General features: G+C 39.2%; 9 protein-coding genes. 5 read left to right on the plus strand and 4 right to left on the minus strand.

Features of this window, described 5'->3' with window-relative positions; genetic code table 11:
- Positions 1–36 precede the first annotated feature (36 nt).
- The 5 genes from J0M15_07745 (at position 37) to J0M15_07765 (ending at position 8286) form a co-directional block, all read left to right on the plus strand.
- Positions 37–2910 (plus strand): hypothetical protein, encoded by a 2874-nt coding sequence (locus tag J0M15_07745; GenBank protein MBN8536932.1) that lies wholly within the window; start codon positions 37–39, stop codon positions 2908–2910.
- Positions 2911–3471: 561 nt separating this feature from the next.
- Positions 3472–5016, plus strand: a complete 1545-nt coding sequence (locus J0M15_07750) for an MmgE/PrpD family protein (protein ID MBN8536933.1) — start codon at positions 3472–3474, stop codon at positions 5014–5016.
- Position 5017: 1 nt separating this feature from the next.
- The gene (gene prpB, locus J0M15_07755; protein MBN8536934.1) at positions 5018–5914 is read left to right on the plus strand and encodes a methylisocitrate lyase; all 897 of its coding nucleotides are present in this window, start codon (positions 5018–5020) and stop codon (positions 5912–5914) included.
- Positions 5915–5932: 18 nt separating this feature from the next.
- Positions 5933–7111 (plus strand): bifunctional 2-methylcitrate synthase/citrate synthase, encoded by a 1179-nt coding sequence (locus J0M15_07760; GenBank protein ID MBN8536935.1) that lies wholly within the window; start codon positions 5933–5935, stop codon positions 7109–7111.
- An 8-nt stretch (positions 7112–7119) separates the two neighbouring features.
- Positions 7120–8286 carry an alkaline phosphatase family protein gene (locus tag J0M15_07765; protein MBN8536936.1) on the plus strand — a complete coding sequence of 389 codons (1167 nt, stop codon included), beginning with the start codon at positions 7120–7122 and terminating at the stop codon, positions 8284–8286.
- Positions 8287–8330: 44 nt separating this feature from the next.
- On the opposite strand, the gene rodA is transcribed toward J0M15_07765, so the two are convergent.
- The 4 genes from rodA to mreC are packed head-to-tail and all read right to left on the minus strand — an operon-like array spanning position 8331 to position 12900.
- Positions 8331–9455, minus strand: a complete 1125-nt coding sequence (gene rodA / locus J0M15_07770) for a rod shape-determining protein RodA (GenBank protein MBN8536937.1) — start codon at positions 9453–9455, stop codon at positions 8331–8333.
- Positions 9456–9504: 49 nt separating this feature from the next.
- Positions 9505–11496 carry a penicillin-binding protein 2 gene (gene mrdA, locus J0M15_07775; GenBank protein ID MBN8536938.1) on the minus strand — a complete coding sequence of 664 codons (1992 nt, stop codon included), beginning with the start codon at positions 11494–11496 and terminating at the stop codon, positions 9505–9507.
- Positions 11489–12040, minus strand: coding sequence for a hypothetical protein (locus J0M15_07780; protein MBN8536939.1), 552 nt, complete (start codon positions 12038–12040; stop codon positions 11489–11491). The genes mrdA and J0M15_07780 overlap by 8 nt, the downstream gene beginning before the upstream one ends.
- Positions 12037–12900: a rod shape-determining protein MreC gene (mreC, locus tag J0M15_07785; protein MBN8536940.1), complete on the minus strand. Its 864-nt coding sequence runs from the start codon at positions 12898–12900 to the stop codon at positions 12037–12039. Before mreC ends, J0M15_07780 begins: the two co-directional genes overlap by 4 nt.
- Positions 12901–12902: the final 2 nt, after the last annotated feature.

Genomic DNA, 12902 nt, shown 5'->3' on the forward strand with positions numbered 1-12902 from the left:
ATAGGTATTCATCTAACTTGCATGTAAGAGGGTGTTATGGGAAATACTAATTTTATAAAGATCTCTGTTTTTTGGCTCGGGATTCTTTTTCTTATTAACGGGTGTACTCCCGCGTCTCCGGTATTTGATTTTGATTTTTCGAAAGAAAAGCTTTCAAGTTCCTTCAAAATAAAATCAGATGTTAGCTTTTTGAATATCGAAAATAAATCTAAAATGAATATCTCTGGAACCTGCGAGGCCTCATCCAGTGCTAAATTTAGGATCACTACTCCTTTAGTTTTGGATCTCGAATGTCTCAATGGTCAATTTTCAAAAAACTTAGATTTATCAGAAGTTGCTGATGGCATCATTGAAGTTTCAGTTGAATCAAAATATATTTTTGGTGATACTTTTGTTGAAAAATTGATGATTCAAAAAGACACTCAAAGCCCAACATTGAGTCTCCTGGCTTCCGGTTCAATGGCCACAAATCAGCCAAATTTAGCTCTGGCAGGGCTTTGTTCCGAAACGAATGAAAAGGTGTCAGTTTCTGAGCTTATTTCAGGAATTTCTCAAGATACTGTTTGCACTAGCGGGACGTGGTCTTTAGTTTTTAACTTATCATCTAGGCTCTCTCAAAATTTATTTCAATTTAAGGTTAGGCATAGTGACAGAGCTGGAAATTTTAGGGAAGAAAATTCAGGACAGGTGACACGTTTAACTATTGGAAATTTCGATATTAATGGAGTTTCAAAGACTAGCGGGCCTTCATCGAGTGCTAAGTTAAATGAAAGTTTCAATAGTTTTTTTCTAAATTGGACAGCCGCCACAAATGTCGACCATTTTGAAATACTCATCAACGAATATAATTCAGAAACGGCCTTGTACGATATTTTTATGTGCAGTGAGGGTTCCATTCTTGGATCAGATGTGGAGCATCATCTGACCACCTGTAGTTTGAGTATGGCAAAGTCTTACCAGGCAACTTTGATTGCCACAGATGCGTCAGGCTTTACCGTTTCTAAAAGTTTTAATTTTCAAACCAAAGAGCCACCAAAATTGAGAACAGGAGCTTCCAAACTTTATATTATGTCTAGTTTTGATAATTCCATAGCCACGCAAATCGATTATAGTTCGATTATTGATGATGTTCCAGAGGGAGCCCCTTTTACCGTCACACCCGTAAGTATTTCTACTCCTATTTCTATTAACGGGGTTCATGAACTCAATGACATTTCACAAAAAATTGAAATGAGGCCTGGTAACTATGCAGATGGAAACTTGTCAGGAATTTTTTCGGCGACTTACAAATTCGCGGATCAATTTAATAATGTCTCAGGAATTTATACCATTCAGTATCATATTGTGATGCCCTATTCTTGGGCAGGCATGGTAGATAATGATTTTAATAATCCTTACAACTGGTGCGGGAGTGTCGGGTTATTCACTGGATGTCAGGGGGCGAATTTGCCTCCTAGCTTTAGTACTAAAATCATGATTGATAATTTATGTACGTCTCCGACGGCGAGTTGGTTGGGACCAAACAATTGTTCTCCACAGTTAACAGCACCAAGTCAGGTTCATTCATTTTATTTAAAAGATAATTTCTTTGATCAAAGTGGACACGCTTTCTCTGTTGGAAATATCCATGGTCCGGGCGCCGGTGATTTGGCGAGGTCTAAATCTTTTTTTAAGCAAACAGGTGGACAGTTTAATTTGAATATATCCACAGGTAGATTAGAGGTTACATTTAAATATGAACTACTGGGCGGTGTGTTTTACGCTCCTTTAGGCTCTGATTTTATTCTTAATAGCAAGGACAATCCTCATCTCTCAACAATTGCAAAAATTATTGATAAAAATAATTTTTTTCATAATAACGGAACCCTTGTCTTTGCGGATCCAAATGGATCATCAGGGGATTATACGATTTTTGATGCCCCAGATGGTTTGGAATTAAATAATTTAAAGATGGATACCGACGGTGGAAGTTGGAAATTGAAGTCTGATAATTTAGTTGTTACTGGAATTCTGGATTTGGCAGGAAGAGATTTTGGAGGCTCTTTCCCTCAGCTGGATTTCTATTCAACAACCTCAAAAATAACGTTAGCTGGGGATTTGTATTGTTCAGGTCAGAGTCGAGGATGGACCGTTCCTGTTCACATTGATAACACACTTTCACATTACAGAGTCACCCATCCTGATTGTCAAATACCTCCCCTTTACTTAGAAGGTACGGCTGAGCTGACAGAGGACTTATTATCAACAAATAACTTGCAGTTGCAATCTCTTCGAATTGCAGCTGGAGCAATGTTTACAGCTCCAAGTCAAATTGGCAGAACAAAGAAGCTGATATTTAACACCCAAAAAATGCCGACACTTAGCTACGCTTTAAAAGTGCAAGGAATTTTTAATCACAATATGGCTACAGTTGAATTTCAGAATAATTCAAGTTCTTCAGCTGTCTATCGCATCTTATCTACCCAGCCGTTTAGCAAACTCATGTTTACAAATAATTTGGGGATGATTTCTGCTTATAAGGTAGAATCAAATTTGGTAGCTTTGATATTAGAGTTTTCTGGTGCCAATCCCGTGAATCTTCAAAGTTCGGCGGTTTCCATTCAAACTGATAGTTTCATATTGGACAAAGGACTCACTCCTGATGCGTACGAATTGGATAGAGTTGTGATGTCGGCTTCAGGAAGTGGAGACATCGCTGTAAATACCGCTGATAGGATCAATATAAAGAATCTTGAATTGAGGCGAACTGCAGGTGTTTCAGGTAATTCGTCATCAGTTGACTTCTCAGGAATGAAACTGGATTTAAATTCTTTTGATTTGCAGCTGAATAGTCAATCGTTCTTCTATGATACAATGACTGGATTAGGCTCTATACAGGGTTCAGTTGCTATAACGGACAATGCGATATAATTTTAAAAAAAGTATAAAGAAAAGACTAAAGCCCAGGAGTAAATTGCCGATAGGTTTTAAAGAAGATCCAAGCGCGCAGGAAGAAAGAGAAGGCCAAAACAGAGTACTCAAACAAGGAAAGAATGAAGGGAGTGTCGATGGCTAGTCGACCGGATATCTGAAGTGCCTCAAAGAAAAATGGCTAATAACAATTTTTCAAGGAGGTTTGTAAGTGAGATATATCATTGTTAAAAATGTTATTAAACTAAAGGTAAAACAGGAGTTGTTAGAATTAACTGACCATCCTGAAACGGGGCCCCCAATGGGCTAAGTGTAAAAAGCTCTGATTTGTATCAGAGCTTTTTTTTTGCTCAGAGCGAGTTTGAAAGGTCTTAAATCATCGTTCTCGTCGGTCGGACTCCCTGCGACTTGGCGGTGCCAAGCCTCAGTCGTCTCCCTCCTGCGGCCTTGATTAAGACCTTTCAAACTCGCTCCAAAAATGAAACTTACGTTCTAAATACCTATTGACCTGATCTGGAGCTCCAAGCTAGGCTAAATCGTTTTAACAGAAAAGGTCAATTTATGAGAAAAAATTTAGTAAGAGTTTATCCCTCTAAAGAAAAGCTTGAAAGAAAAGATCAATTAGCCTGGAAAATGGCAGAACTAGCAACAGATAAGGTAGCTATCTCTTCAGAGGTTACAGAGATGGTGATTAACAGAATTATAGATAACGCCTCGGTGGCCATAGCGGCAGCAAACCGAAGACCTGTGGCCTCGGCAAGGGCTATGGCTTTGGCTCATCCCTGGGTCGGCAAGCAAAAGGGCACAGGGGAAGGCAGAGCTTTTGGTGGTGCCACTGTTTTTGGAATGCCCAACGACCAAAAATTTTCCTGTGAGTGGGCAGCCTGGGCCAACGGAACCGCGGTCAGAGAATTAGATTATCATGATACCTTTTTGGCTGCTGATTATTCTCATCCTGGGGACAATATCCCTCCCATTTTAGCTGTGGCTCAACAGTTGGGTCAGAGTGGCAAAGATTTACTTCGAGGGATTGTCACGGGTTATGAAATGCATGTTAATTTGGTAAAAGGCATTTGTCTTCATAAGCATAAAAAAGATCATATCGCTCATTTGTGCCCGGCCTCAGCAGCGGGTGTTGGAGCCATGCTGAATTTGCCCACAGAGGTCGTTTATCAGGCCATTCAGCAAGCCGTGCACGTTTCTTTTTCAACACGCCAATCTCGAAAGGGAGAGATTTCTTCATGGAAGGCCTATGCCCCGGCCCATGCAGGAAAATTATCCATTGAAGCGGTTGATCGTTGCATGAGAGGAGAAGGGGCTCCTTCACCCATTTATGAAGGGGAGGATTCAGTCATTGCCTACATGCTGGATGGCAAGGATGGAAAATATGAAGTCCCATTGCCTGAAATGGGAGAAGAGAAAAGAGCTATTTTGGAAACCTATACCAAGGAGCATTCAGCGGAATATCAATCCCAAGCTTTGATCGATTTAGCTTGCCGTATGAGAAGCAAAATATCGAATTTCGATGATATAAAAGAAATCATCATTCATACGTCCCATCATACCCATTATGTTATTGGGACTGGGGCCAATGATCCACAAAAAATGGATCCTAAAGCTTCTAGAGAAACCCTAGATCATTCTATCATGTATATTTTTGCAGTGGCTCTTCAGGATGGAAGCTGGCATCATGTTCAGTCCTACTCTCCAGAGCGTGCGAACAGAGCTGATACCGTTAAGTTATGGCATAAAATCAGAACCGTTGAAGATCCAAAATGGACCGAGGCTTACCATTTTCAAGATCCTGATAAAAAACGTTTTGGCGGTCGAGTCGAAATCCTTTTCCGCAATGGGACCTCAGTCATTGATGAATTGGGAGTTGCGAATGCTCATCCGGCCGGAGCTAAACCATTTAAGCGAGCTGATTATATTCGTAAATTTGATATTTTGACCTCTGAGATTATTACTAAGGAAGAGAGAAATCGATTTATCTCTCTTTGTGAAAATCTGACGGACCTGACGCTGGAACAAGTTCAAGAATTAAATGTTCAGATTCCCATAGAGAAATTGATAAATAATAAAAGAGACACGAAGGGAATTTTTTAAGATGTTGTTTCCAGAAATAACATCTTCAGAGAAAAGAAAAAAATTTCGGCAGCAGCTTCAAACAGGAAATTTACTGGAGTTCCCGGGTGCATTTTCTCCTTTAACTGCCATGCTTATTGAAAGAAAAAAATTTGATGGAGTTTATATTTCGGGTTCTGTTTTATCTAATGACCTAGGTTATCCAGATATTGGGCTAACAACTCTTTCCGAAGTGGCCTATCGCGGTCGTCAAATTGCGAGGGCTACATCTCTTCCAAGTCTTATTGATATTGACACGGGTTTTGGTGAGCCGATGAATGTCACCCGAACGGTACAAGAAATGATTGAAATGGGAATCTGTGCTGTTCATATGGAAGATCAATTGAATCCAAAACGCTGTGGGCATTTAGATAATAAGGCCCTAGTTTCAAGGGAAGAAATGACAAAGAAAATCAGGGCCGCAGTGCTTGGGAAAAAGTTAGATCCTGATTTTTTAATTATGGCTCGAACCGATGCAAAAGCTTCGGAAGGAATCGATGCCGCAATCACTAGAGCCAAGGCCTATGTGGATGCTGGTGCAGAAGCTATTTTTCCTGAGGCCCTAGTTGATGAAAAAGAATTTGAAAAATTTAGGAAGGCCATTTCGGTGCCGTTGCTTGCAAATATGACTGAGTTTGGTAAGTCTAAATTATTAACGAAAAAACAACTAACTGATTTGGGTTTTAATATCGTGATTTATCCAGTTTCAACTTTAAGACTTGCTATGAAGGCTGTTGAAAGAGGGCTTGATTCTTTAAGACAAGAAGGTAATCTAGAGAAAGTAGTTCCAGAGATGCAAACAAGAAAAGAACTCTATGATTTGACTCGATATGAAGAATACAATCAGTTCGACCAAGGAATTTTTAATTTTAAAATATGATTTTTATGAGGAGGCGAAATGTCAGTACAACAAGATAACTATTTAAATCCAGATTATATTCCAGAACCAGAAAAAGTAAATACCAAAAAAGGACTTGAGGGTTCTGTCATTGACACTTCGAGTGTATCCAAGGTGAATTCGGATACGAATACGTTGATTTATCGTGGTTACCCGGCTCAGGAATTGGCGGAAAACTGTCGCTTTGAAGAAGTGGCTTATTTATTATATCACGGAGAACTTCCAACAGCTGTTTCATTGGCAAACTTTGAAAAACTCGAAAGATCTTATCGTGAGATTTCAAAAGATAATTTAAATATTGTAAAAATTCTTTCTAAGAAATGTCATCCCATGGATTCCATTAGAACGGGAGTGAGCTTGCTAGGTTGTGAGGATGAAAGAGTTTGGGACTCCAGCCCCGCTACCAATGTGGATAAAGCGATTCAGTTGTTAGCCAAGATTCCTACCATGGTGGCTGCTGATTACCGGTTTAAAAATAATTTGGATTTTATCCCTCCAAGTAAAGATCTTTCTATCAGTGAAAACTTTTTTAATATGTGTTTTGGTAAAATTCCTCAGAAAGAAATTATCAAAGCTTTTGACGTTTCTTTGATTCTTTATGCAGAACATTCTTTCAATGCCTCTACCTTTACAACGAGGGTGGTCACCTCGACAGAGAGCGATCTCTATTCGGCAACGGTTGCCGGTATTGGTGCTTTGAAGGGCCCGCTTCATGGTGGAGCTAACGAGCAAGTGATGCACATGATGATGGAAATTGGCGATCCCGCAAAGGCAGAGTCGTGGTTATTAGAGGCTTTGGCGGCAAAGAAAAAAGTAATGGGTTTTGGTCATCGGGTGTATAAAAAAGGTGATTCTCGAGTTCCGACGATGAAGAAATACACTCAAGTGATGGCCGACGTGATTGGCGATCAAAAATGGATGAAAATGTATAATTCACTAGAGAAAGTGATGATTGAAAAGAAAAAAATATATCCAAATCTGGATTTTCCTGCGGGACCTGCCTATTACATGATGGGATTTGAAATAGATTTCTTCACACCCATTTTCGTTATGGCAAGAACTGTTGGATGGTCAGCTCATATCATGGAGCAAGCGGCACATAATCGAATTATAAGACCCTTGAGCGAATATATTGGCCCAGAACAAAGACATGTCATGCCTATTTCAGAACGAAAATAGAGGATTAAATGAATCAAATGAGTCGTCCCAAGTGGGTTGTTGTTGTTCTGTTTTCAGTTATTTTATCAGCTTGTGCAGGGCCTTTATCTAAGCCCTCTGAAGAATCAAAAGCAGAAAAGACATCAACAGCTCCAACGGTGGCGGCTCAAGGAAATGTTTCTGCAAAGTTTTTGTATAAGCCACCAAAATCTAATGATCTTATTCCTAGAGGTTTGGATTTTGCCAATGCCCCTTCAGTGATTGCTTTCGGTTCCTGTGCCCATCAGGATTTTCCCCAACCCATTTGGGAAGTTATTTCGAAAACCAATCCGGATTTATTTTTATTTATGGGAGATAATGTTTACGCTTCAAATCCTGAAACAAAGCCTATTTCAGCGCAATACGAGAAGTTGAATCAAATTAAAGAGTTTCGATCTTTTAGGGAAAAAATTCCTTTTTTGGCCACTTGGGATGATCATGATTATGGATTAAATAATGGAGGGGCCGAAAACCCCGAGAAGGAAGAAGCTAAAAAGGATTTTTTAAATCAGTGGGCCTATGTCAGAGATTCTCTTAAGTTGAATCAAGGTGGTATTTATTATGCCAAAACACTTGGTGGGGTTCGAAAGAAATCTCCGATCGTCCAAGTTATCTTGTTGGATACTCGGTGGTTCCGTTCGCCATTAAAGCCAGCCATGGAGGCTCAGGCAACGGGAAAAAATTATCTTCCCAACGAGGATAAAGGAGTCACCATTTTAGGGGAGGAGCAATGGCAATGGCTGGAGCGGCAACTTTTGAAGCCTGCGAATCTAAGACTCGTGGTTTCAAGTATTCAATTTATTCCAGAAAATCAAGGCTTCGAGAAATGGGCTAATTTTCCTAAGGAAAAAGAAAGATTTATTAGCCTATTAAAAAGAACCCATGCCAAAAATTTATTTATTTTGAGCGGAGATCGTCATCAGGGCTCTATTTCTAAGATGGATATCAATGGGTGGGGTCCCTTATTCGAAGTCACTTCAAGTTCGTTAAATAGGCCCAAGGTTTATGAGGAATCGGATCCCACTTACCTAGGGCCACTCGTTAAAACTGAAAATTTTGGACTTGCCCTGATTGATTGGCAAAAAAAGAGAATTCGTTTTGAGCTGAGAAACCTTCAAGGTGAAACTCTAAATAAAATCGAAACCAGCATAAAGTAAGAACGCTGGTTTGAGACAGAGAATTTGTAGCTGCCACGGAAGTCCTAGAAAAGATATCTTCTAAAGGCAATGCTGGACACTAAGCCTAATCCAGCCATGGTGGTGAGCATGCTAGAGCCCCCATAGGACAACAAAGGCAATGGGACTCCTACGATAGGGAGCAATCCAATAACCATTCCCATATTCACAAACATATGCCAGAAAATATAACTGAGGATTCCTATACAAATCATGGCGCCGAATTTATCCCTCGATTGATAGGCAATTCTGAGAATCAGAAAAAATAAAATACAAAATAATCCAATAGTTGTTACCGCACCAATAAATCCATGTTCTTCGCTTAAAACGGAATAAATAAAATCAGTATGCCGTTCAGGTAAGAACTCGAGTTGAGACTGGGTTCCCTTGCGAAAACCCTTGCCAAAAAATTGCCCTGATCCCACAGCATATTTTGATTGTAAAGCATTATAGCCTGTTTTTCTGGGATCATTCTCTGGAGAAAGAAAAGTTAAAATCCTATTTTTCTGATAGTCATGGAGAACAAACTTCCAAGCCAAAGGAAGAGAAATAGAAATAAGAATCAAGCCACTTATCAGAATGTGTTTTCTAACACGGGTAAATAGAATCATCGTCAAGCTGATGGCCGTTACCATCATGGCGGTCCCCAGATCGGGTTGTTTCATTATCAGAATAAAAGGAACTATCAAAAGAACTAAGGGTCCAAAGAGTTCTTTGAACCCCATTCCCTTTCCATAGGAATTTCTTGAAGAAAGCACTTTTCCCAAAACCATAATCATCGCTAACTTCATTGTTTCGGACGGCTGGTACCTAAAAAAGCCAAAGTCAATCCAGCGCTGGGCTCCTAAGGCAATTTTACCAAAAAAGTCCACGTAAAAAATAGCTAACAGATTTACGAAATAGATAAAAAAACAAATTTTTCTGACCACTCCATAATCGATCAACGTCGCAATGAAAAAGATACTCCAGCCAGAGATTAACCAAACAATTTGATTAATAAATAAGGATTCGGATTCTTTGGAGTTAGGCCCATGGGTGGCGCTGTATAAATTAATTAAGCCAATGATGTTAAGTGCGAAAATGACCAGAATTAAGTTCCAGTCCAATCGTTTAAATAATGTCTTTTCTTCATAGGAAACTGATAATTCCACATTTAATCCTTTTTATTTATCCGCCGACGACTCATCTGCCATCCAACGATCACTCATCGATGGCCTCTGGTTCTGGCGAGGGGGTGAGGGCTTTAACACTTTTAACTTTTTGAGATTTGAGCCCTTCAGCAATTATATCTGGATGGTATTTTTCAAAATAAGCTTGGATGACATCTCGAACAATTGGAGCCGCCCCTGTGCTGCCATGACAAGAATGTTCAGCCAAAACTCCCACGGCGATCTCGGGATTTTCAACAGGAGCAAAGGCAATAAACCAACCATGATGGCGCATATGAATCGGTTTCGAAGTGCAATTAGAATAAATTTGATCAGCAGAAAAACCCATAACTTGGGAAGTTCCTGTTTTTCCAGCCATTTGCACTCCAGGAATTTTCCAGAATCGAGCGGTGCCACGGTCCCCATTAGCGACCCTTCGCATGCCTTCGCGAACGATATCAAAAGTTTTTTCTGAAATTTTAACGCCATTAGCTTGTACCTTTGTAAGATCTCTGACAAGTTGAGGAAAAGTTTCTTTTAAGACCTTTCCTTCTTGATCGACCACTTTTTGAATAACATAAGGTCGATAAACTTTTCCTTTTAATCCAATGGTGTTGTAAGCGAGGGTCATTTGTAACAAGGTCGTGTTGACGAAGCCTTGGCCAATGGCCGTACTCAGATTTTCACCTTCTTGCCATTCCTCGCCTCGATTTTGTTTTTTCCAAAGAGAATTGGGCATATTGCCGGGAACTTCACGGGCTAATTCAATTCCTGTTTTTTGCCCAATGCCAAGAAGAGAAATGTAGTCGTACATTTTTTCAATACCTAAGCGAATTCCCATTTGATAAAAAAATACATTCGAGCTTCTCTCGATAGCATCGTAAATATTAATATTTCCATGCCCGCCTTTTTGATGATCGTGATAGGGTCTTTTGCCAAAATAAAAAACTCCTGGGGCATAAATTATTTGTGTGTCTGTTATTTTTTTTTCTTCAAGGGCGGCTAAGGCCACAAGGGGTTTAAAGGTAGATCCCGGGGAGTGATGATCCTGGATCACTTTATTTCTCATAGGTTTAAACGGATCATTGATTAGATGGTTCCAGGTTTGGGCAGAGATTGCTGCTGCGAATTCATTGGGGTTGAATGCGGGTTCAGAAAGCCAGGCAAGAACTTGGCCATCTGATTTTATTGCCACCAGGGAACCAATGCGATCTAGTTTTTTAAAAGACTTATAGGCGGCATCTTGAATATCTCTATCAATGGTCAGAACGGCATTATTCCCATGAATAGCATCTTGGTCTGTAATTTTTTCGCCCAATATGTTTGGATTTTTTAAGCTGGTTTCTCTGCCATGGGCATCCACTTGAATAAAGCTAATGCCATCGGTTCCTCGAATATCTTTTTCAAGATTTTCTTCAATTCCACTTTTTCCAATGATATCTCCTTGTTCAAATTTCAAGAGCCCGCGATAGAGTTCATTGAGTAGGGGTAATTGTTTTTTAGAGATTTCACTGACGTAGCCAAATAACTGAGCTCCATTTTTTTCTAGTGGATAATGTCTTAAGATAGTTTCTCTGATTTCTAACCCAGGAGTATCGAGGTTAATTCTTTTTAATCGAAAGACTTCTTCACGACTTAGATTCTCCTTAAGCTTCACAATTGAAAAAGGGCCATTCACCTTACGGCTTCTTTGCACTTTGATAATAATTTTTTCAGGCTCCAGATTGATCAGTGGCCCTACATTTTTTGCGAGGTCTTCAAGATTCGAAATATACTGTGGTGATAAAATAACTTCAAAACCAGGAAGATTTTGAATCAGAACTTTCCCCTGGCGATCCAAAATCAAACCACGAGGTGCGGGAATTTTAATTTGTTTGATTCTATTTTTCTCTGAAAAGTCTCTTAACTCAGAGCCAGAAATAATTTGGAGGTACCATAATCGAAACATATAAGTAACAAAGGTCAAAGAAATAAGAAAATAAAAATATTTATATCGACCCCAATACTCTTTGGCTTCATCTGGATTGTTAACATATTCAGCCATGCGTATCTCCGTGGCTATCTCTGTGAATATCCGCTAAGATTTCCGGTTTAAAGGAAATGTCTATTTTTTTTATAAGATGATAAGAAAAGTAAGCGACTATGGACGTCCAAACCAGTTGCAAAAATCGGGAACCAAGCAAAAGGGGCGTGTGTCTAGATTCAAAAGCGAGGGATGATAAAATATAAGAAAGATGGAATAAAAACAAACTGCTCGAAGTCATTATTGTAAAATAAATGGGTCCAGGCCAATAGACTCTATTTTTCACTATAAACAAAAAGAGAAAGGTGATCATCGAACTAAAATAGAGCATTCCAATAGAGGTGTAGGTAAAAAGAGAATAGATATAGACGATGCTATAACAAAATAATAATGATTTCCAAGAGTCTTTGTCTAATCCAAAGTAAACAAAAAGAACGAAACTTAAAAAAGGAGAAGTTAAGTTACCGAACAACTGAAACCAAATAACGCTTTGAAAAGTGCAAAGTAAAAAAGTAAAAAAGAGAAACAAAAGACCATGAAAAAATATTTTATTATTTTTTTTCAATTAGCGGTCTCCGTTTTAAGTAATTCAGATAAATCTTGATTAGCAGCATTGAGAACAACAAAAACTTCTTCAACTTTATCAGGATCAACGATGGGCTTAAGATCCACCTTTAGGGAAACACTTATTTGTTTTTTTTCCGTGGTTTCCACAATTGCAAGAGGGAATCCCTTTGGGAAAATATTGTCTAAGCCACCCGTAACAACAAGATCGCCTGGTTTCACATCTTCAGTGCGTTCGACATATTTTAAGACGGCTCCTCCCCCAGAGCCCCCTTTTCCTTCAACAATTCCTTGAGCACGGCTACGTTGAATGATTCCATCGATAACGGCATAGCGATCTGTGACTAATAAAACATGCGCTGTTTTCTTAGAGGGTTTGTAAATGTAACCAAGAGCCCCAGATAAAGTCATCACCGCTTGACCTGGCAAGATGCCTTCATCGGTACCTTTGTTAATCGTGACGGTGTTATGATCAGGCACTAAATCTCTGGCGATAACCTGTGCCGACAATAAATTCATTTTAGAATTTTGTTTAAAATTGAGGAGGTCCTTGAGGCGGTTGTTTTCTGCCACCACCTCATTGAATTTCAATAGCTGAGTTTGTAACTCTTTGTTTTGTTCTTTGAGGGCATTATTATCTTTTTTGATATTTAAAAGATTTAAGTATCTAGCTGTCGAGTCTTTAATACCTTTGCTGTAGTCAAAGAAAAATTTTTCCATGCTTCCCGCAAACCAGCTGAATGGTTGATTGAACCAACTCGATTGATCAGGTCTTTGTTCTATGTTGATAGTGATAAGAGGTAAGATAAACACAAAAGCGAAAAAAATAATTTTTTTTAGATTTAAATTTACGAAATTCAATT

The organism is Deltaproteobacteria bacterium, from assembly GCA_017302835.1.
Lineage (GTDB): Bacteria > Bdellovibrionota > Bdellovibrionia > Bdellovibrionales > Bdellovibrionaceae > UBA2316.

Excerpts from the sequence above, each read along its gene's own strand:
- J0M15_07745 (MBN8536932.1), top strand. The coding sequence starts at position 37 with ATGGGAAATACTAATTTTATAAAGATCTCTGTTTTTTGGCTCGGGATT.
- J0M15_07760 (MBN8536935.1), top strand. The coding sequence starts at position 5,933 with ATGTCAGTACAACAAGATAACTATTTAAATCCAGATTATATTCCAGAA.
- J0M15_07750 (MBN8536933.1), top strand. The coding sequence starts at position 3,472 with ATGAGAAAAAATTTAGTAAGAGTTTATCCCTCTAAAGAAAAGCTTGAA.
- mrdA (MBN8536938.1), bottom strand. The coding sequence starts at position 11,496 with ATGGCTGAATATGTTAACAATCCAGATGAAGCCAAAGAGTATTGGGGT.
- J0M15_07765 (MBN8536936.1), top strand. The coding sequence starts at position 7,120 with ATGAATCAAATGAGTCGTCCCAAGTGGGTTGTTGTTGTTCTGTTTTCA.
- prpB (MBN8536934.1), top strand. The coding sequence starts at position 5,018 with ATGTTGTTTCCAGAAATAACATCTTCAGAGAAAAGAAAAAAATTTCGG.